This window comes from Streptomyces sp. NPDC027189, assembly GCF_055566975.1.
Window position 1 is genome coordinate 84301 of the sequence record NZ_JBVHRI010000013.1, and the last position, 19616, is coordinate 103916.

Below are 19616 nucleotides of genomic sequence, written 5' to 3' on the forward strand. Positions count from 1 at the left end.
CCCCTTACTTGACCGCGCCCACGGCGATGCCGCGGGTGAGGGTCCGCTGGAAGACGAGGAAGAAGACGATGGCGGGGAGGACGCCCAGCAGGGCGGCCGCGTTCGTCATCGTGGCGTCCATCAGGCGCTGGCCCTGGAGGACGCCGAGCGCCACCGACACCGTCTGGTTGTCGTTGGAGATCAGCATGACCAGGGGCAGCAGGAATTCGTTCCAGGTCCAGATGAAGAAGAAGACGAGCAGCACACCGATGGTGGGGCGGCTGACCGGGACCACGATCCGCCACAGCACCTGCCACTTGTTCGCCCCGTCGATCCGGGCGGCCTCGATGATCTCGCGCGGGAACTGCCCGAGGACGGAGGAGAGCAGATACGTGCCGAAGGCCGCCTGGACGACCGTGAACACGATGATCACGCTGAGCCGGGTGTCGTAGAGGCCCGCCTGCTTGCTCAGGTAGTAGATCGGATAGACCAGCGCCTCCTGCGGCAGCATGTTCGCCAGCACGAAGAAGGCGAGGACCCAGGTGCGGCCTTTGATCCGGCCGATACCGATCGCGTACGCGTTGAGGATGGACAGGGCGGCGGCCCCGATCGCCACGGAGCCCGATATCAGTACCGAGTTGAGGAGCTTCTGCCCGAAGTCGACGCGTTCCCAGAAGTCCTTGAGGCCGTCGACGTAGAAGCCCTCGGGCAGGCTGAGCGGCCCGTGCTCCGCATACTCGGCGGGGGACTTGATCGCGTTGATCGCGACGATGAGGAACGGCAGCACCATGAACAGGGCCGCGATGACGAGCGCGACGAGCACCGGACAACGACGTAGGGAGGTCATGCGCGGATCCCTTCCTCGGCGTCCTCGGCGCGGGTCTGGAAGGTGAGGCCGATGAGCGCCAGGACGAGGGTGATCACCGTCAGCACGGTGGAGATCGCTGCGCCGTAGCCGACCTGGGTCTTCTCGAAGAAGGTGGTGAAGGAGAAGTAGGAGGGCACGTCCGTGGCGCCGCCGGGGCCGCCCTTCGTGAGGACGTACACCGCTCCGAAGACCTTGAGCGCGGCGATCGTGCACCACAGCAGCACGACGTAGATCTCCGGCCTGATCTGCGGCAGCGTGATGTGCCAGAAGCGGCGCCACCAGCCGGCGCCGTCCAGCTCGGCGGCCTCGTACAGCTGCGGGTCGACGCGCTGCAGCCCCGCCATGAAGACGACCAGCGGGAAGCCGATCTGCACCCACACCATCACCCCCATGACGCTGTAGAGGGCGATGTCGGGGTCGCCGAGCCAGTCCTGTTGCCAGGAGCCCAGGCCGATCGCCTTCAGCAGCTCGTTCAGGGAGCCGTTGTCGGGCGCGAGGATCCAGCTCCACACGATGCCGGCGACGGCGATGGGCAGGACTTGGGGGAGGTAGAAGCAGGCGCGGAGGGCCGCGGCTGTCTTCGTCCCGAAGTGCTTGCCGACGAAGTCGAAGAGGGCGGCGGCGAGGACGAGTCCGATGACGGTCGGTACCACGGCCATGGCGACGACCATGAACAGGCTGTGCCGGAAGGACGCCCAGAACTCGGAATCGTCCATCAGCTCGCGGTAGTTGGCGAGCCCCGACCACTTCGGGGAGCCGACGCCCTGCCAGTCGGTGAAGCTGACACCGGTGTTCATCAGGAACGGGACGACGACGACCGCGAGGAAGGCGAGGAAGCCGGGGAGCAGGAAGAGGGCGTAGGAGTTGCGGGGGCGGCGCGGGTGCCTCACTGCGTGCTGCTTGTGGATCACCCGGCCGCCCCGCTCGACGGTGACCGTCATGCCTTCGGTACGCCCTTGTCGTACGCCTTTTGCAACGCGCTCAGATAGGCATCCGGTTTCTCGCTCCCCGTGATCAGCTTCTGGGTCTCCGAGACGAGGACGTCGTAGAAGCCGGCGACGGGCCAGTCGGGATAGAAGGCCAGTCCGTCCTTGCCGGACAGGGTGTTGAAGTTGGCGATGAGGGACTTGGACCGCGGATCGGTGATGGCGGCGGGGTCGGCGGCCACGGGAACGCCGCCCTTGTTGCCCAGCAGGTTCTGGATCTTCTTCGACATGGTGATGTCGATGAAGTCGTAGGCGAGTTCCTTGTTCTTGGCGTTCTTGGGCACGACCCAGAGGTTTCCGCCGGAGCCGAGCGTGAGGTTGCTGCCCGGCCAGAGGAACGTGCCCCAGTCGAAGTTGTTCTCCGTCTGGAAGCGCCCGTACCACCAGCTGCCGCTGAACAGAATCGGACTCTTGCCCTGAATGAAGGAGACGCCCGCTTCCTCGGCCTTGGTGCCGGTGGACTTCTTGCTGATGTAGCCCTTCTTGACCCAGTCGGCGAAGGTCTCGGCGGCGTACGTCCAGGCGGCGTCGTGGAAGTCGGTCCTGCCCTTGTAGAGCTCGTACTTGTCGACCCAGGAGCGGTCGGCCTTCGACAGCGCCAGCTGGTAGAGGTACTGCTGGGCCACGTACTCGGCGCCGGCGTTCGCGAGCGGGGTGATGCCCTTCGCGACGAACTTGTCCATGGCGGCGGTCAGTTCGCCGAGGGTGGTGGGCTCGGCGATGCCGTACTTCTTGAAGAGGTCCTTGTTGTAGAACACCATCGTGTACTCGGCGTAGTTGGGCACGCCGTACCACTTGCCGGAGCCCATGACCCCGCTGGCGTCGTACTGGCTGATCGTCCGTACGCCGCCGCTGATCTCCTTGTCCCAGCCGCGCTTGGTGGCCTCGGCGGTCAGATCGGTGAGCAGGCCCTGCTTGGAGAGTGCGCCCGCGGTCGCGTTGCCCTTGTTGTACTCCATGATGTCCGGCGCGTCGTTCGAGTTGAGGACCATCGGGGCGGTCTTCTGGATCTGTTCGAAGCCCTTCTCCTCGAACTTCACCCGCACGCCCGGATGCTTCGCCTCGAACTCCTTGATGGCCTCCTTCCAGGCCACGCCCATCGCGCTGTCGGGTCCCTCGTAGTGCCACAGCTTCAACGTCTTGCCGTCGGATCCGCCGCTGTCCGAGCCGCCGCAGGAGGCCAGCAGCAGCGTCCCCACCAGGGCCACCGCCGTCGCCGCCGCACGCCTTCGTGTTGTCAACATCCACTGCCTCCAGGGGAGTTGGATGGGTTTCAGGTCCGTCACGCAGCACTCGTCGAATCGTTTCGATGCGTGACGTCGAAGCGCTTCGACGGGGGAAGGTATGTGGGGCCTGTGGACGCGTCAATGGGGTGCGCGGGAATTGGGGCGGGGGTTCGGTGGGTCGGACGGCGGGGACAGGGTTCTGTCCGCCCCGTAAGGGGCGCGGGGAACTGCGCGACAAGCCCCCACGCACCCGCAGCAAAAAGACAACCCAGGGGGTTCGGGGCGTAGCCCCAGGTACGGGACGGGTAGGGGCGGAGGGGGTGAAAACAAGGCGGGGTCAGCACCGATCAGGGTCCAGGTCAGGGTCTGTGCCCACCGGATTGCCCACGCCGCGCATGGGCGTCCGCGCTCAACGTCGTACCGCACGGCGCGATGTGTCGCGCACCGCATGGCGTACGGCGCTCGCCGTCGCGATCGCGAGCGCAAGCGCCGCCGCCGTGACCGGAACCCCGTACCCCGCCGTCGTCGACACGTGCTCCACCACCCACCCGCCGACCGCCGAGCCGCAGGCGATCCCGCCCAGGAGGCCGGTCACCGCGAGGGTCATGCCCTCGTTCAAGCGGCCCTCGGGGGTGCGGTGCTGGACCAGTGTCATACCGGTGACCATCGTCGGGGCGGTGGCCGTCCCGGCGACGAGCAGGGCGCCCGCGACGACCAGGAGGGAGCCCGTCAGGGCGGCCGCGAGCAGCGGCAGGGTCGTGATCGCCGTCATGGCGGCGACGCACAGGGGGTAGCGCCGTGCGACCGGACCGCCCGGCTTCAGGGCGCCGTAGAGCAGCCCGGCCGCGCACGAGCCCGCCGCCTGCAGCGCGAGGACCGCGCCCGCGGCCGACTTGTGGCCCTGCGCGTCCGCGAACGCGATCGTGACGACCTCCATCGAGCCGAAGACCGCGCCGGTGGCGAGGAATCCGAGGAGGAGGGCGGGCATTCCGGGGGCCCGGACGGGGGACTTGGTGGCTTTCGTGCGGGGCTGGGGCGGCGGCTGCGTCGAGCGCTGGGCGGCGAAGATCAGTACGCCGGTCATCATCAGGGCGCCCCCGACCAGCGTGCCCGCCTCCGGGAAGAACGTCCCGCACAGGAAGGCCGCGAACACCGGGCCCAGCATGAAACACAGCTCGTCCGCGGCCTGTTCGAAGGAGTTCGCGGTGTGCAGCGCGGCCGGCTCGCCCTTGAACAGGTGCGCCCAGCGGGCGCGTGACATGCCACCCGTGTTGGGCGTCGTGGCCGTGGCGGCGTACGCGGCGAAGAGGGTCCAGTCCGGCGCCCCGTAGTGCACGCACAGCACCAGCGCGATGCCGCCCAGCAGGGCGAACGCGGTGGCGGGCACGGCGATACGGGCCTGACCGTGCCGGTCGACCAGACGCGCGGTCCAGGGGGCGACCACCGCCGTCGCCGCCAGCCCGGTCGCGGTGACGGCACCGGCGAGCGCGTACGAGCCCCGCGAACCCGCGATCATGATGACCGCACTCACGCTGAACATGCCCATGGGGAGCCGCGCGATGAGATTCCCGAGGGTGAAGGCGCGGGCGCCGGGGGTGGCGAAGAGGCGGTGGTACGGGGACGAGGGTGTCCGGCGGCTTCGGACCGGCTGTCGACGCGGGCTGAAGTCGACGGCTACGAGGGTGTCTCCGGTGACGGTGAGGAGCGGCAGGGGGGTGTGGTCGTACCCCTGCTCGGAGGTCTGTTGCGGCATGGATCAACGGTCGCCCGGGCCGGCATGCGCGGTCCAACACCTACTCCGTAGCGATTGACGCACCTGCGTTGTAAGTTCGCGTGATGCCCGCGCCGCGAACCTTCACCGCTCACCTCGACCCCCGCCTCCTGCGCGCCTTCCTCGCCGTGGCCGAGGAGCTGCACTTCACGCGTGCCGCCGCCCGGCTGTACGTCGCCCAGCAGGCGCTGAGCCGTGACATCCGGCGGTTGGAGCGCGAGCTCGGGGCGGAGCTGTTCGTGCGGACCACCCGGCAGGTGACGCTGACGGCGGACGGCGAGCGGCTGCTGCCGTACGCGCGTCGCGCGCTGGAGGCGCAGGACGCGCTGCTCGCGGCGTTCGCGCGCAGCCCGCGGGAACAGCGGCCCCTCCTCGTCGACGTCAACTCTCCGGGGCTCATCTCCAGCCGCGTCCTCGAACGGGCCCGCGAACTCGCCCCCGGCAGTGAGCTGATGGCCCGCTTCGAGAGCGGGCTGACGGGCGCGGCGGGGGAGCTGCTCGCCGGTCGGCTGGACGCGTCGTTCGGGCGGTTCGGCGGGCTCGACCCGGTGGTGCGGGCCCGGCTGGAGCAGCAGCCCGTACGGTACGAGCCGATGGCCGTCGTACTGCCCGAGGAGCATCACCTCGCCGCCCTGGACGCGGTGCCGTTGGACGCGCTCGCCGGGGAGACCGTGTACGCGGGTGCGGGAAACCCCCGGACGCTGGAGTGGACCGACCTGGCACGTCAACTGTTCGAGGGACGCGGCATCGAACTCGCGCCACCCGCGCCGGTGGCCGTCGGCGCCGAGGAGTTCCAGCGGATCATGGCCAAGAAACGCAACCCCGTCCTCGCCGTGGTGGATTTTCCGGCCATGCCCGAAACGGTACTGAGACCCCTCATCGACCCCGTCCCCCTGTCACCCGTGTCACTGGTGTGGCGGAAGGGACTGGTGCACCCAGGGATCGACGCCCTTCGACGAGCGGCCGTCGAACTCGCGGGCGAGGAGGGGTGGCTCCAGCGCCCCGAGGGGGGATGGATTCCGGCCACCGATGCATTCAGCATGATGAGTCACAGATGAGACGCGAGCGCACATGTCCTCCACGTGCGCTACATTCATCGCCCGGGCGCAGTGTGGTAAAGGGGGCGCTCGGATCGGGTGGGGGCCCGGTCCGGACGACAATTGAGTAGTGCCCGGAGTCGTCGCGCACCCGAGAACTGTCCCGTGGGGGGATGTGCGTGCGCGTGGAAAACTGGCGGAATGACGCCCAACCGGATCGACGAGATGTCGATCAGCCGGAGGGGCGCGGAGCCGATCCGTCACCTTGGCAAGGAGCCGACGCATCGGACGCTCGGCGAGCCGACGACTCGGTCTTTCGGCACGGAGCCGACGACTCGAGCGTTCGGCGAGGAGCCGAAGAATCCGTGGTCCGGCCAGGAGCCGACGACGCTGTTGCCTGGCCGGAGGCCGGCGGTAGAACGGCGTCCTGGCCGCGGGCCGGGCAGCGCACCGAGCGTGATTCGGAGCCGGAGACCGAGGTGCTGTCGGACCCGTTTCCGGGCGCGGGCCTTGGCGTCGGCGCGGGCCTCGGTGCCGCCGCGGACCGCACCACCGGCGCCGGTCTTGGTGCCGAGGCCGATCCCTTCTTCGGGACGGCCGTAGCCCCGGACCCCGAGCGCCGGCGCGGTGGCCACCTCGGCGAACACCCCGCGTGGGAGGAGTCCGAGGACCCCGGCCACACCCACGATCCGCACGAGGTGACGATCCAGCTCGACGGCGCCGGACGCCAGTTGGAGGACTGGCTGGTCCAGCAGGCCAAGGACGCCCCGGGTGCCCAGGAAGGCTCGGACGGGCCGGTCTTCGTCGACGAGTCGGGCCGCCGCAGCCGCAGATTCCGCCGCTTCGGCATCCTTGTCGGCATCGCCTGCGCGGTCTACGCCGTGGTCATCGTCGCCACGCTCCTGTCGGGAAATTCCAACGCGCCCTGGCTCCCGGTGCCCGGCCAGCAGGACGAACAGCCGGCCGGACAGGTCGACACGTCGCCGCTGCCCGCCGAGACGGTGAGTCCGTCGGGTACGGGCAGCGCCTCTCCGGGCGCGAGCGCGACGGCGGGTGACGGTACGACGCCGTCGCCGGGCGCGAGCCCGACGCCCGACGCCTCGGGCAGCGCGGCCGACCTGGGCACGTCCAGCGACCCCAAGCCCTCGACGTCGGCCACGACGAAGCCGAACCCGGGCACGAGCACCACCAAGGACCCGGACCCCGGGACGACGCACCCGGTGGTCGACCCACCGACCCCCACACCCACGGACACCGGCACGGCCACGGCCGATCCCACGGAGAGCGCGGTCACCGACGGGTCCGGTTCCGGAACCGTCGCGGAGGGCTACGCCTCGCCCGTCGAGCAGGGCCCCCTGGAGCCAGAGCCGAGCACCACCAGCTCCTCGTACCCGGAGAACATCCTCTGATGGCATCCCGCACCAGCCGTCACGGTCCCGCACCCAGTACGCGGCGGCCGGAGCCCAACCCCAGGCGACGACGCCTGCCCATGCGCTTTCTGCTGCCCTCGCTCGTTCTCCTCGCCCTGATGGCGATGCTGATGCTGCGCGGTTACGTGCACAGCGAGATCCTTGCCGACCACCGCATCCAGCCCGAGGCGTCCACCGACAAGGTGCCGGAGAAGATCCTCAAGGGCGGCCCGGTCATCGACACCCGCAGCGGCCGCACGACCAGCATGACCGTGCCGGACCACCGCCTCGTCCTCACCTTCGACGACGGCCCGGACCCCAAGTGGACTCCCAAGGTCCTCGACGTCCTCGAGGCGCACCACGCGCACGCCGTCTTCTTCGTCACCGGCACCATGGCCTCGCGCTATCCGGAACTGGTGCGCCGCATGGTGGAAGAGGGCCATGAGGTGGGCCTGCACACCTTCAACCACCCGGACCTCTCCTACCAGTCCAAGAAGCGCATCGACTGGGAGCTGTCCCAGAACCAGCTGGCCCTGGCGGGCGCGGCAGGCATCCGTACGTCCCTCTTCCGGCCCCCGTACTCCTCCTTCGCCGACGCCATGGACGACAAGTCCTGGCCGGTGACGCAGTACATCGGTACGCGCGGCTACATCACCGTCGTCAACAACACCGACAGCGAGGACTGGCAGAAGCCCGGCGTCGACGAGATCATCCGCCGGGCCACCCCGCACGGCGGCAAGGGCGCGATCGTCCTGATGCACGACTCCGGCGGTGACCGCCACCAGACGGTGCAGGCGCTCGACAGCTTCCTGCCCGACCTGCAGCGCCAGGGCTACGAGTTCCAGAACCTCACCGAGGCGCTCCACGCCCCCAGCGCGCACACCGAGGTCACCGGCCTCGACCTGTGGAAGGGCAAGACCTGGATCCACCTGGTCCAGGCCTCCGAGAAGATCACCGACGCCCTCGTCATCGGCATCGCCATCATCGGCGTCCTGGTCTTCACGCGCTTCGGGATGATGCTCCTGCTCTCCGCCGCGCACGCCCGCCGGGTGCGGCGCCGGGACTTCCGCTGGGGCCCGGCCCCGATCACCGAACCGGTGTCGGTGCTGGTCCCCGCGTACAACGAGGCGAAGTGCATTGAGAACACCGTTCGTTCGCTGATGGCGAGCGAACACCCCATCGAGGTCATCGTCGTCGACGACGGCTCGAACGACGGCACGGCCCGCATCGTCGAGGGTCTGCGCCTGCCGAACGTACGCGTCGTACGCCAGCACAACGCGGGCAAGCCGGCGGCCCTCAACAGGGGCCTGGCGAACGCCCGTTACGACATCGTCGTGATGATGGACGGCGACACCGTCTTCGAACCGGCTACGGTCCGCGAACTGGTCCAGCCCTTCGCCGATCCGACGGTCGGCGCGGTCGCCGGCAACGCGAAGGTCGGCAACCGCGACTCCCTCATCGGAGCCTGGCAGCACATCGAGTACGTGATGGGCTTCAACCTGGACCGCCGGATGTACGACATCCTGCGCTGCATGCCGACCATCCCGGGCGCGGTCGGAGCTTTCCGTCGCTCGGCCCTGGAACGCGTCGGCGGCATGAGCGACGACACGCTCGCCGAGGACACCGACATCACGATGGCCCTGCACCGCGACGGCTGGCGCGTGGTGTACGCGGAGCAGGCCAGGGCCTGGACCGAGGCCCCGGAGTCCGTCCAGCAACTCTGGTCCCAGCGCTACCGCTGGTCGTACGGCACGATGCAGGCGATCTGGAAGCACCGGCGGGCACTCGTCGAACGGGGTCCGTCGGGCCGCTTCGGCCGCGTGGGCCTCCCGTTGGTGTCCCTGTTCATGGTCCTGGCGCCGCTGCTGGCGCCCCTGATCGACGTATTCCTTCTGTACGGGGTCGTCTTCGGCCCGACGCAGAAGACGATCGTGGCCTGGCTGGGCGTGCTCGCGATCCAGGCAGCGTGTGCGGCGTACGCGTTCCGCCTGGACCGAGAACGCATGACCCATCTGATATCCCTCCCCCTCCAGCAAATCCTCTACAGGCAGTTGATGTACGTGGTCCTCCTCCAGTCATGGATCACCGCCCTCACCGGAGGCCGTCTGCGCTGGCAGAAGCTGCGGCGCACGGGCGTGGTGGAGGCACCGGGATCGATCCCGCGGCAGCGGGCGGCACGCGGCGGGAATGATCGGAGGCCGGTGGGATGACGACGCACGAGTACACGGCGGGGGCGACACCGACACCGCCGCTCGGCGCACCCCAGGTAGTCCCTCAACAGGCCCCGGCACCCGCGCCCAAGAAGCCGGGCCGAGACCGCTACCTGGACCTGCTCCGCTCGATAGCCCTGGTCCGAGTGGTGGTCTACCACCTCTTCGGCTGGGCATGGCTGACGGTGCTCTTCCCCTCCATGGGCGTGATGTTCGCGCTGGCGGGATCGCTGATGGCGCGTTCGCTGAGCCGCCCCGCGCTGAGCGTGATCCGCGGCCGGGTCCGCCGACTGCTGCCGCCCCTGTGGGCGTTCAGCGCGGTGGCGCTCACCCTGATGTTCGCGGGCGGCTGGAGCGTGACGAAGGACCCGGACCACGGGGGTACATGGGGCCTGGTCGAGATGATCAACTACGTCATCCCCTTCGGAGCCCCGCCCTTCCCCTGGCACATCGGGGACAAGGCGGGCCTCCTGGAGGACACGTGGGCGGTCCAGGCGGTGGGCCCGCTGTGGTACCTGCGGGCGTACCTGTGGTTCGTGGTGGCGTCACCGCTCCTCCTGTGGGCGTTCCGCCGGGTTCCGTGGGCGACGCTGCTCTTCCCGCTCGCGTTGACCGCGATCGTCGGTACGGGCGTTGTGACCATCCCCGGGGAGATGGGCAACACCATCTCCGACTTCGCGGTCTTCGGCGGCTGCTGGGTCCTGGGCTTCGCCCACCACGAGGGCCTGCTGACGAAGGTCCCCCGCTACATCGCCGTTTCCTGCTCCAGCCTTGTGATGGCCTTCGGCCTGTGGTGGGCGTCGGGCCACCTGGGCCCCGACGGCTGGGACCTGAACGACATCCCGCTGGCTCAGGCGACGTGGTCGTTCGGCTTCGTGGTGATCCTGCTCCAATACTCCCCGTCGTGGCAGGAGTTGCCGGGCCGCCTGGCCAAGTGGGACACGTTGGTGACGCTGTCGAACAACCGCGCCGTCACGATCTACCTCTGGCACAACATGCTCATCATGGCCACGGTCCCGATCATCGACCGGGCGTACGACCTTCCGTTCATGCAGAGCGATCGGGCGGTGGGGGCGCTGGATACGACGTACATGCTGTGGATGTTTGTGCTGGTGTGGCCGCTGATCGGGTTGGCGATCGTCGCGTTCGGGTGGATCGAGGACATCGCGGCGAAGCGGAGTCCTCGGCTGTGGCCGAACGGGGCGAAGGGGCGGGGACGGGCCGCCCGGACCGCTCGCCCCGGTTCGCACCGGGGCTGACGACTTTGCAGCGGCCAAGGCGGTCACGATTCGGGCCCTGCAGCGTCACCCAATCGGTGCTTGTGGGCCCTGACTTGGCGAGCTTCTGTGCGTCTACGCCGGATTTGTCGCTCCCGTTGACGTAATTCGCTCTGGTGTCGCCACACGCGTCACCGATAGCGTGTCGGGGCCCTCACGAACCCCACGCCGCACAGGAGCCTGCCGTGAACCGCCGTCCCCGCCTGCTCACTTCAGCCGCCGTTGGTGCGGTGGCTGCGCTGCTTCTGACCGCGTGCGGTGGGGGCGGTGGCGGATCGAAGGGGAATGACAAGATCGCGGGGGCGGATACGGGGGGTGAGACTTCGGCGTCGCCTAGCGCTTCGGCCTCCGCGGCCGCCGAGCGCCCGAAGATCGAGCTGCCGTCCGATCTCACGTACACCTTCGAGTGGCCGAAGACGGGGGACAAGGCCAAGGACGCGGTCCTGAGCGACAGTGAGCAGTTCATCAAGGCCGTGGACATGGCCATTGCTGAGCAGGACCCGCTTCACAAGGCATACCGCTTCTACTCCGAAGGCACGGCGGCGGCCGGGAGTCAGAAGTTCATCCAGGAGTTCGTGGATTACAAGGACCGCATCACCGGAGCAAAGCGTTACTACAACGCCAACGTGAAGATCAACGCTGACGGAACGGCGGGCTTTGTCTACTGCGAGGACCAGAACAAGGCCTACAACAAGAGCCTGAAGACCGGCAAGACCGAGGTGACTCCGAAGTCGAAGGACAACTACGTCCTCTACAACAGCCGACTGCGGGTCAACAAGCAAGGCATCTGGATCACGGAGAAGCTGACGTCGCAGCGGGGGAGCAGCGCGTGCCAGTCTTGATGAAGTACAGGAACGCCGGAGCGGTCGCCTTCATTGCTTCCACGGCCCTGCTGCTGTGCTCGACTCAAGCGTTCGCGGGGTATGGCCATGGCGGCAGCACCAACGGCTCGGATACCAGCGCATCTGGTAAATCCGACGGTACCGGCGGCGTTTCCGCACAGGCTGGAGCCGTTGTCTTCGACCGTTCGAAGAACGGATCGGGCGAGTCGGCGGGACCGGTGACGTCCACGACGTCCACCTGGACCCCGCCCGCGTGCTATTACGCCCCCAAGTACACCCCGGACGAGCTGCAGAAGTACTTGGAGCCGATCTGGAATGCCGAGTCGACCGGGTCCCAGTGGGACTTGGAGCAGCGCAACAAGTACGTGAACGGCGGCGAGTACAAGGACTTCAACAAGGCCAAGGCCGGCAAGGGCTATTGGTGGGACTCGTACGTCACCAAGGGGCGTGAGGGTGACCCGGGCGCCCTCGACTGCGACAAGCCCATCTTCTGGGTGGACAAGGGCGATCCCCCGCCCGCGGACATCCCCGAGGCGATCACCCCCGAGATGCTGGCGCAGCTCGCGTACGCCGAGATACGCGTCCCGTCGACGAAGGTGGACCTTGCCCCGGCGGGCACCACGAAGGTGAACCTCCCGACGTGGGCGTGGCTGGACACGGCGAAGTTCAAGCCGGTGTCGGTGACCGCTTCGGTTCCTTTGCTCAATGTCTCGGCGACAACCACGGCGGAGCCGGTTGCGCTGAAGATCGAGCCCGGCACGGAAGACGCCGCGACGTACCCTGCCTCCGGCGTCTGCGAGTTCGACAACGGCCACATCGGCGAGGCCTACGCCAAGGGCAAGTCGGAGGAGACCCCGCCCTGCGGCGTGCGCTACCTGCGCTCCTCGGGCGACGGCTCGTACAAGCTCAAGGCCACCATCACCTGGAAGATCCACTGGACGGGCACTGGCGTGAACGAGGAACGGGGCCTGCCGGACGGCACGTTCGGGGCCGAACAGGACGTCATCGTCCAGGAGATCCAGTCCGTCAACCGCTGACCGCGGTCACCACCCGTGTCCGGTAAGTGCTCCCTCTAAAGAGGGGAGCACTCCACCGGACGCCACGAAAGATCGCCGACGTCGTTCCTCCCAATGGTGCAGGTGAACCGGGAGAGGGGACGGGGCGCATGGCGGAACGGCTGGTCGTGGACGGGGACGAGCTCACGCACTTCATGAAGCTGCTCAGGAAATCGACCGACTCGCTGAAGGGCCTGCGCAAGGCGCTGGAAGACGCGACGGTCACGGGCCTGGGTACCGATGATCTCGACACCGCCTGTGAGGACTTCCAGGACGACTGGAAGTACGGGACCGACCAGATCGGTGAACAGACCGAAGATCTGGCCAAGATCATCGGAAAGAGCAGGGACAGCTACCGCGAGGTGGACAAGGCTCTGGAGGAGGCCCTGAAGAAGTCCAGGGCAGGCAAGGGCAAGAGCGGGGCTTCGAAGTGACGTACCCGCCGGGGAATTCAGGAGCGGCCCTCGACCCGCAGTCCCGAGCCGACCGCGACAAACCACAAGGCCTCAAGTCCACCCCGCGCATCCCGAACCCCGACTACCCACACCTCGGCTTCAACCCGGTACCGGGCAGCACCGAGACCGTGACCGGCCTGCGCAAGAAGCTCACAGGGTGCGCGAAGGTCCTCGAAGAGACGCACGACCTGGTCACCAAGCTCATGGACGGCAGCTACTGGAAGGGCGACGCGGCCGTCGCCTTCCGCGAGCAGCTCGACGGCGGACCGCTGCCACTGAATCTGAAGAACGCCGCGCACTCGATCCGCAAGGCGGCCAAGCAACTCGACCGCTGGGAAGGCGAGCTCGACGACTTCCAACGTCGAGCGAAGCGACTCGAAGAAGACGCGAAGGACGCGCAGGCCGTAGTGGACCGGGCGAAGGGCCACGCCACCAAGGCCGGCAACAGCCCTGACCTGCACAAGAAGGGCGCCACGCATGACGAGGCGCACAAGGCCCTGACCAGGGCGAACGCGGCCGTGGACGACGCCGAGGACGCGCTCGAGAAGATCCGGAGCAAGGCCCGCAAGCTAGCCGACGAGCACGAGCTTCAAGCCCAGCACCGGGCCCGCAAGATCCGCGACGCCACAAAGAAACTGGCGCCACACGAGCCGGGCTGGTTCGACTCGGCACTCGACTGGCTCCACGACAATCTGCCGGACATCCTCAGCTTTGTTGCGGGTGCCGCCGGCCTGGTGGCGATCATCTTCTCGGGGCCGCTGGGTGTCGCGATGGTGGCGGCACTGATGCTGACGGCCTCGACGCTCAGCGCAACGGCGTTGGGGCTGCGAATCTTCCAGGACCCCGAGATGTGGGCGTCGTTGAAGGACGGCTTCACCAAGTGGGAGTTCGACGCCGACTTCTTCAGCAACCTGGTCACCGTGGGAGGCGACGCCATGGGTGCGCTTCCGGGGCTTGGAGCAGCGGTGGTTGGAACCCGAGGAGCGGTAAACGCCATTCGTACGGGAAGCGAGACCCTCTCAATTGGGCAGAAGGCTGGCGTCTTCGGTTCCAAGATCATGGAAGGGGCCCAAGGCGTCTCACGCCTGGAAAATCCGCTGACCGGATGGCTGGTGCGCGGTGCAAGCGACACCGAGAAGGCGGAGAAAGCGGTAGCCGCCACGTCGGGCTTGATTGGTGTGGGTACCGGTGGCTTCGGTCTGGGCAACAGCATGGTGGATGCGGACGACGACGGCATTAAGGACGGCTCTGTTGCCGGAATTGACGGGACGCGGCTCATCCTCGACAACGGTGGAATCCTGAACCTCGTTGGCCATGCCTTTTGACCTTATTCCCGCAGAGAGAGCGCTCCAATGAACCCTGTTGACTACACCATCGCCTGGGGCCACCCGCTTACCCACCGGGCCTGGGCGCGCCACATGGCCATTAACGTCGCTGGCCTCATCGGATGGCTCGCCACTTGGATTGCTCTGCTAGCCGTGCTGGTCAGATTCCTGACTCCAGGATTTGCGTTCTTATTCCTACCGTTTCTGCTCTATTCCTTGTACCGAGCTGTGCTCCAAGTACGCTATTTTCCTGCAGCGCTCCGCATGCGGCGCATCTTGCAAACGTACCCGTGGCAAATTCTCCGCGGCGTACCTTCTGGGCTGACCAAGCACCCAGAGGTCCTCGGGAGACAGTACGGATGGTTCGAACTCCCCAATCCGGCCCACCCGGAGCAGCGACTTCCGTTGGTGTTCGCCGAGCATCTGCGCACGGAGTGGTGGAGTCGCCGTTTGGCCCCCCGTGCCAAGCCCGAGCTGAAGGCACAGATTGAGGTGGTGTGGTTCGCCGGCGACCCTCGCTTCATCGGTCTCGTCGCCGCGCCCACTCCGAATGGCGAGGCACCTCGCCGCCTGCATGTCCTTCAGCAGCGGTTGAGGGAGGAAGACGGCCGCAGTTTTGCGCACTGGAGCGCTACACCTGAGGACATCGAACGTGGCCGACGCGTCGGCATCCACCCCGCCCAGTCCTGATACGCGCCAGGAAGAGGCACCTTGATGGCCGTCCCCACCTTCACCCTCCACGACTCCGCCAAGGACCCCGCCACCGAACTCTGGTTCGCCGAACCCCCAGGCTTCGCCGCTCTACCGCTCGACGCCCTGTTGCCGGCGCCCGACTCCCCGGCTGCCGACGCACTACGCACCGCCCTCGCCCCATTCCTCGACGCGGCGCCCGAGGAGATGATCCGCCAGCAGTTCATCGCTCAATTCGCCCAGGGCCAGCAGTTGCTGAGCGCCCTGCGCGAGGTCGGCACCGTCCACTGCTCGATCGGCCTGCACCGCGACGACATCGACGACACGGGCAACAGCAGTGGTCGGCCCCTGCTCTCCCTCTTCACCCTGTCTTGGCGTAACACTGCTCTGGTCTCGCGTGCCGTCACCGCGGCCCGCGCCGTGACGTCGGCTCGAGGCCACACCCGATTCGAGTACCTCGAACTTCCCTGCGGCCCAGCCACCCTCAGCGAGACCGTACTTATGCCCTCGGTGGACAGCGGACTTCGCCAGGCACCCCTGATCCAGATCCACGCCCACCTCCCGCACCCGGACTGCAAACGTCTCGTCGTCCTCACGCTGAGTACGACGGCTGTGCACCGCCGCGAGCAGTACCGCGCGATCCTTCGGGAGATCGGCGAGACTGTCAGCTTCGACAATCCACTGGAGCCCGGCATGAGCGAGACGCATTCCTGAGGCTGCTCGTCGGCAAGTGGCAACCTTGGGTCAACGGGGAGTGCGTCTTCCCCTGTTGGCCCTGTGCCCGAGGGATGACCGAGTGGCGCAAAGCTGCCAATCAAATGAGGCGCTTTGCAGGGCCCCGACGGCGCGAACTGCGTCCGCATTGCCCGCCACTCCCCAGGCGGTTACGAGTGGGGGTGTGGGACATCAGTGCGCACATCCCCGGCCGCCCTTCGGTAAGCCGCCCGGAGATCGGGACCGCCCTGCTCGGCGGGACGCCGACGGCGGGCGCCGACTGCTCTTCGTACAGGAATGCGCGAACTCGTGGGGTGGCTGGCCCTCGACGACGACCTACTTGAGGGGGGAGCCGGGAAGCCGCTGTGGTTCGAGGTCGGCAGGCCTGGCAATACCCCAGGCCGGAGTTTCTTCGACCCGGAATCCGGCCTCCACTACAACCACCACCGGCAGAGTAGTCCAGGAAGGCTGACGGAGAACCTCTGAAATGTTGCACGAAATCGAGGACATCGAGCAGGAGAAGCGCCGGCTGACACACAGGCCGCCGGTGCAGGACGCTCCTCCCGTCCTGTGCGCGTTCGATGTCCTGACGAACAGCCCAGTCGAGAAGTACAGCGCCAGGATTCGGTACGTACTGAGTGCCGCCCTGGACCTGGCTGTCTCAGAGTCATTCGATGGCGACGACCTCCCCGCCGACGCGGTCCCCGAGTGGGTGGCTGTCGCCAGCCGCAGCTCGTCCTCGACGATCCCCGAGTTCGCTCAGCACGGCATGGATCGCTACGCGGCAGCCATCAAGGGTGGGGCGTGGGAGCTGCAGGAGTGGTTGTTCCAGTTCGACCCGGATTCCGAATTCCGCGGCTGGGCCTGGTGGGATCTGACGCGGACCGGCGAGGGCAGGGTGCGAATCTGGGTGGACACATGGGGTGAGTCTTTCTTCGCCTGCGACGAGCTTCGCTGGCTCGCTTACACCGCTGGCGCCTGCGAGGTGAGCGGCCCGATCCTGGTGAGGACCTCCAACTGGGTTTCCGCAGTTGCTCCTTGACAAGCAATGATTTTGGAGATGACGCGGCGTAATGGTCAGAGTTTCATTGGGATCGAGGTTGCGCTGTTCCCGTCAACGCCAGGTCAAGGCCCGGTAAATCAGGTTGCCCTGCCGTTCTGTGGAGGTGTGGGCGCGTGAAAGGCTGGGCCGGTTGCGGATGTGAACGGGTGGGCCCGGTGGGGAGTTGGGGCGGCATGAGCAAGCGGCAGATTCGGAAGATGTTCCAGTTGATGGCCGCGGGGGAGGCGGTTCAGCTCACGAGTCCCATGGCCTCGGTGAAGAAGCTGGCTCGACTCGCCTTCATAGCCCAGCAGTTCGGGTACGAGTACGCCGACGTACGTCAGGGCAGCGGGCGGAACAACGCGCTCACGATGCTCATCGTGCCCGACCCCAGCCCGCAGGCCCAGGCACGGGCCGCGCAGAACTGGGCGCAGTTTCCGCAGGCCGGGGACGGGCAGTCGCTGCCGCCCGTCATTCCGGACGCGCTGGAGCTGCTCAAGGCCCGCATCAACTTCGACCTCACCGGCAAGAACGCCGAGAAGCGGATGCTGTACGGGGTGGTCGGCGTCACCGTCGGCTGTGTCGTCCTGGCGGTCCGGGCCGGTGGGGATTCCGTCGCCTTCGCCGTGGCGGGCGCTGTGTGGGCGGTGCTCATGGCCGTCTTCGGCATCGGCCTCGTCGTGACGCGCAAGCGCAACGCCAAGTTCGCGGCGCGGCTGCAGGCCGCCGGGTTCGCGCCCGTCGCGGAGGAGGGCGGCCGGGTGCGGTATCTGCCGCCGGCGCCGTACGCGCAGCAGGTCGCCGGACCAGGGGCATACGCTCCGCAGGCGCCGGGCCCATACGGTCAGCAGCCGGTGCCCGGCCAGTACGCCCAGCAGCCGGTACCCGGCCAGTACGCCCAGCAGCCGGTTCCCGGCCAGTACGGTCAGCCGCAGGCACCGGGGCCGTACGGCCAGCCGCAGGCTCCGGGCCCGTACGGCCAGCAACCGACCCCGGACCCGTACGGCCAGCCGCAGGCACCCAGCCCGTACGGACAACAGCAGCCCCCCAGCCCGTACGGACAACAGCAGCTCCCCAGCCCGCCGTACTACGGCCGGCCGGCCCCGGGCTCCTACCCCCAGCCCCAGCCCGGACCCCAGCCCGGCCCCGTCCCCCCACAGCACTGAGTACCGAGAAGACGAACCGCGCCCTCACCGCCGCCCCCGCGGCCGAGTGAGAGCAACGTTCCCTTCCGGTCACCCACAGCCACAGGCCGGAAACGCGCCCTCCCTACCTTCGGGTGTCATCCCCAGGCAAGCCCAGGAATGACACGAGCACCGCACCGGAGAACAGTGGAGGCGTCATGACAGCCCCTAGTACAGCCCCCGCACGGAACAGGGGAGGCCGCTGGATCGAGCAGTGGGATCCGGAGAACGAGGCCTTCTGGCAGGAGACCGGGGAGAAGGTCGCCCGGCGGAATCTGTTCTTCTCCGTGCTGTCCGAGCACATCGGGTTCTCGATCTGGACCCTGTGGTCGGTGATGGTGCTCTTCATGGGTCCCGAGTACGGGCTGACCCCGGCCGACAAGTTCCTGCTCACGTCGATGGTGACGCTGGTCGGCGCGGTCGTGCGGGTGCCGTACACCTTCGCCGTGGCGATCTTCGGCGGGCGGAACTGGACGGTGATCTCCGCCGGCCTCCTCCTCATCCCCACCATCGCCGCCTTCACGGTGATGAAGCCGGGGACCTCGTTCTCCACCTTCCTGTGGATCGGTCTGCTGGCCGGTATCGGCGGCGGCAACTTCGCCTCCTCGATGACCAACATCAACGCCTTCTTCCCGCTGAGGAAGAAGGGATGGGCGCTCGGTCTCAACGCCGGCGGCGGCAACATCGGTGTGCCGGTCATCCAGCTGATCGCTCTCGCCATCATCGGCGCGAGCGGCGGACCGAGGGTCCTGCTGGGCATCTACATCCCGCTCATCGTCGTCGCGGCCGTCCTCGCCGCCCTCTTCATGGACAACATCGCGTCCGTGAAGAACGACACCGGCGCCGCCAAGGACGCCGCGAAGGACGCGCACACCTGGATCATGTCCTTCCTCTACGTCGGCACGTTCGGGTCCTTCATCGGCTACGCCTTCGCCTTCGGGCAGGTGCTGCAGGTCCAGTTCGGCCGTACGCCGCTCCAGGCCGCGTACCTCACCTTCATCGGTCCGCTGCTCGGCTCGCTGATCCGGCCCGTGGGCGGCTGGCTCGCCGACCGGTACGGCGGCGCGAAGATCACGCTGTGGAACTACGTCGGCATGGCCGTCGCCACCGCCATCCTGGTCGTCGCCAGCATGCAGAAGTCGCTGCCGCTGTTCGTCACCGTCTTCATCGTCCTGTTCGTGCTCAGCGGGCTCGGCAACGGTTCGACGTACAAGATGATCCCGGGGATCTTCCAGGCCAAGGCTCTTGCCAAGGGACTGGAGGGTGAAGAGGCCGCCGGCTACGGGCGCCGTCTCTCCGGGGCCTCGATGGGACTCATCGGAGCCGTGGGCGCGCTCGGCGGCGTGGGCATCAACCTCGCCTTCCGGCAGTCCTTCCTCTCCACCGGCTCCGGCACCGGCGCCTTCGTCACCTTCCTCGCCTTCTACGCGGTCTGCTTCGCGGTCACCTGGGCCGTATACCTTCGCCGCCCGACCGCCCAGGCTCAGGCCAAAGCTGCCCTCTCCGAGGCGAAGCCGCAGCTCAGCTACGCCGAGGTGTGACGTAA

The 19616-nt window shown here is 67.8% G+C and carries 17 protein-coding genes; 13 read left to right on the forward strand and 4 right to left on the reverse strand.

Annotation, left to right across the window (positions count from 1 at the left end; genetic code table 11):
- Positions 1-4 precede the first annotated feature (4 nt).
- The 4 genes from ACZ4RZ_RS28280 to ACZ4RZ_RS28295 form a co-directional block, all read right to left on the reverse strand.
- Positions 5-826 (reverse strand): carbohydrate ABC transporter permease, encoded by an 822-nt coding sequence (locus tag ACZ4RZ_RS28280; protein ID WP_467748733.1) that lies wholly within the window; start codon positions 824-826, stop codon positions 5-7.
- Complete coding sequence (locus tag ACZ4RZ_RS28285; protein ID WP_467748735.1) at positions 823-1788, reverse strand: carbohydrate ABC transporter permease; 966 nt, start codon at positions 1786-1788, stop codon at positions 823-825. The genes ACZ4RZ_RS28280 and ACZ4RZ_RS28285 overlap by 4 nt, the downstream gene beginning before the upstream one ends.
- Positions 1785-3077: an ABC transporter substrate-binding protein gene (locus ACZ4RZ_RS28290; RefSeq protein ID WP_467748737.1), complete on the reverse strand. Its 1293-nt coding sequence runs from the start codon at positions 3075-3077 to the stop codon at positions 1785-1787. The genes ACZ4RZ_RS28285 and ACZ4RZ_RS28290 overlap by 4 nt, the downstream gene beginning before the upstream one ends.
- Positions 3078-3468: 391 nt before the next feature.
- Positions 3469-4812: an MFS transporter gene (locus tag ACZ4RZ_RS28295; RefSeq protein ID WP_467748739.1), complete on the reverse strand. Its 1344-nt coding sequence runs from the start codon at positions 4810-4812 to the stop codon at positions 3469-3471.
- Positions 4813-4895: 83 nt separating this feature from the next.
- Between ACZ4RZ_RS28295 and ACZ4RZ_RS28300 the strand changes: the two genes are divergently transcribed.
- The 13 genes from ACZ4RZ_RS28300 to ACZ4RZ_RS28360 all read left to right on the forward strand — a co-directional run bounded on the left by ACZ4RZ_RS28300 (position 4896) and on the right by ACZ4RZ_RS28360 (position 19611).
- Complete coding sequence (locus tag ACZ4RZ_RS28300) at positions 4896-5888, forward strand: LysR family transcriptional regulator (RefSeq protein WP_467748741.1); 993 nt, start codon at positions 4896-4898, stop codon at positions 5886-5888.
- Between the two features lie 344 nt (positions 5889-6232).
- Positions 6233-7276, forward strand: a complete 1044-nt coding sequence (locus ACZ4RZ_RS28305) for a hypothetical protein (protein WP_467748743.1) — start codon at positions 6233-6235, stop codon at positions 7274-7276.
- Positions 7276-9486 carry a glycosyltransferase gene (locus ACZ4RZ_RS28310; RefSeq protein WP_467748744.1) on the forward strand — a complete coding sequence of 737 codons (2211 nt, stop codon included), beginning with the start codon at positions 7276-7278 and terminating at the stop codon, positions 9484-9486. The genes ACZ4RZ_RS28305 and ACZ4RZ_RS28310 overlap by 1 nt, the downstream gene beginning before the upstream one ends.
- The gene (locus tag ACZ4RZ_RS28315; RefSeq protein ID WP_467748746.1) at positions 9483-10745 is read left to right on the forward strand and encodes an acyltransferase family protein; all 1263 of its coding nucleotides are present in this window, start codon (positions 9483-9485) and stop codon (positions 10743-10745) included. Before ACZ4RZ_RS28310 ends, ACZ4RZ_RS28315 begins: the two co-directional genes overlap by 4 nt.
- A gap of 203 nt (positions 10746-10948) precedes the next feature.
- Positions 10949-11605, forward strand: a complete 657-nt coding sequence (locus tag ACZ4RZ_RS28320) for a hypothetical protein (RefSeq protein WP_467748748.1) — start codon at positions 10949-10951, stop codon at positions 11603-11605.
- Positions 11605-12642: a hypothetical protein gene (locus tag ACZ4RZ_RS28325; protein ID WP_467748974.1), complete on the forward strand. Its 1038-nt coding sequence runs from the start codon at positions 11605-11607 to the stop codon at positions 12640-12642. Before ACZ4RZ_RS28320 ends, ACZ4RZ_RS28325 begins: the two co-directional genes overlap by 1 nt.
- 128 nt (positions 12643-12770) lie before the next feature.
- Positions 12771-13094, forward strand: a complete 324-nt coding sequence (locus ACZ4RZ_RS28330) for a hypothetical protein (RefSeq protein ID WP_467748750.1) — start codon at positions 12771-12773, stop codon at positions 13092-13094.
- A complete protein-coding gene (locus ACZ4RZ_RS28335; RefSeq protein ID WP_467748752.1) occupies positions 13091-14440 on the forward strand; it encodes a zinc ribbon domain-containing protein in 1350 nt (449 codons plus the stop codon). The genes ACZ4RZ_RS28330 and ACZ4RZ_RS28335 overlap by 4 nt, the downstream gene beginning before the upstream one ends.
- A 27-nt stretch (positions 14441-14467) precedes the next feature.
- Complete coding sequence (locus ACZ4RZ_RS28340; protein WP_467748754.1) at positions 14468-15130, forward strand: hypothetical protein; 663 nt, start codon at positions 14468-14470, stop codon at positions 15128-15130.
- Between the two features lie 24 nt (positions 15131-15154).
- Positions 15155-15844, forward strand: coding sequence for a hypothetical protein (locus ACZ4RZ_RS28345; RefSeq protein WP_467748756.1), 690 nt, complete (start codon positions 15155-15157; stop codon positions 15842-15844).
- 487 nt (positions 15845-16331) lie between these two features.
- Positions 16332-16886, forward strand: coding sequence for a hypothetical protein (locus ACZ4RZ_RS28350; protein WP_467748758.1), 555 nt, complete (start codon positions 16332-16334; stop codon positions 16884-16886).
- Positions 16887-17080: 194 nt separating this feature from the next.
- On the forward strand, positions 17081-18052 hold the full coding sequence (locus ACZ4RZ_RS28355) for a hypothetical protein (protein ID WP_467748760.1): 972 nt from the start codon (positions 17081-17083) through the stop codon (positions 18050-18052).
- A 176-nt stretch (positions 18053-18228) separates the two neighbouring features.
- Positions 18229-19611 (forward strand): nitrate/nitrite transporter, encoded by a 1383-nt coding sequence (locus tag ACZ4RZ_RS28360; protein ID WP_467748762.1) that lies wholly within the window; start codon positions 18229-18231, stop codon positions 19609-19611.
- The last annotated feature ends 5 nt before the right edge of the window (positions 19612-19616 follow it).

Excerpts from the sequence above, each read along its gene's own strand:
- ACZ4RZ_RS28350 (WP_467748758.1), top strand. The coding sequence starts at position 16,332 with ATGTTGCACGAAATCGAGGACATCGAGCAGGAGAAGCGCCGGCTGACA.
- ACZ4RZ_RS28360 (WP_467748762.1), top strand. The coding sequence starts at position 18,229 with ATGACAGCCCCTAGTACAGCCCCCGCACGGAACAGGGGAGGCCGCTGG.
- ACZ4RZ_RS28295 (WP_467748739.1), bottom strand. The coding sequence starts at position 4,812 with ATGCCGCAACAGACCTCCGAGCAGGGGTACGACCACACCCCCCTGCCG.
- ACZ4RZ_RS28290 (WP_467748737.1), bottom strand. The coding sequence starts at position 3,077 with ATGTTGACAACACGAAGGCGTGCGGCGGCGACGGCGGTGGCCCTGGTG.
- ACZ4RZ_RS28355 (WP_467748760.1), top strand. The coding sequence starts at position 17,081 with ATGAGCAAGCGGCAGATTCGGAAGATGTTCCAGTTGATGGCCGCGGGG.
- ACZ4RZ_RS28285 (WP_467748735.1), bottom strand. The coding sequence starts at position 1,788 with ATGACGGTCACCGTCGAGCGGGGCGGCCGGGTGATCCACAAGCAGCAC.
- ACZ4RZ_RS28280 (WP_467748733.1), bottom strand. The coding sequence starts at position 826 with ATGACCTCCCTACGTCGTTGTCCGGTGCTCGTCGCGCTCGTCATCGCG.
- ACZ4RZ_RS28315 (WP_467748746.1), top strand. The coding sequence starts at position 9,483 with ATGACGACGCACGAGTACACGGCGGGGGCGACACCGACACCGCCGCTC.
- ACZ4RZ_RS28340 (WP_467748754.1), top strand. The coding sequence starts at position 14,468 with ATGAACCCTGTTGACTACACCATCGCCTGGGGCCACCCGCTTACCCAC.
- ACZ4RZ_RS28325 (WP_467748974.1), top strand. The coding sequence starts at position 11,605 with ATGAAGTACAGGAACGCCGGAGCGGTCGCCTTCATTGCTTCCACGGCC.
- ACZ4RZ_RS28310 (WP_467748744.1), top strand. The coding sequence starts at position 7,276 with ATGGCATCCCGCACCAGCCGTCACGGTCCCGCACCCAGTACGCGGCGG.
- ACZ4RZ_RS28330 (WP_467748750.1), top strand. The coding sequence starts at position 12,771 with ATGGCGGAACGGCTGGTCGTGGACGGGGACGAGCTCACGCACTTCATG.
- ACZ4RZ_RS28345 (WP_467748756.1), top strand. The coding sequence starts at position 15,155 with ATGGCCGTCCCCACCTTCACCCTCCACGACTCCGCCAAGGACCCCGCC.
- ACZ4RZ_RS28300 (WP_467748741.1), top strand. The coding sequence starts at position 4,896 with ATGCCCGCGCCGCGAACCTTCACCGCTCACCTCGACCCCCGCCTCCTG.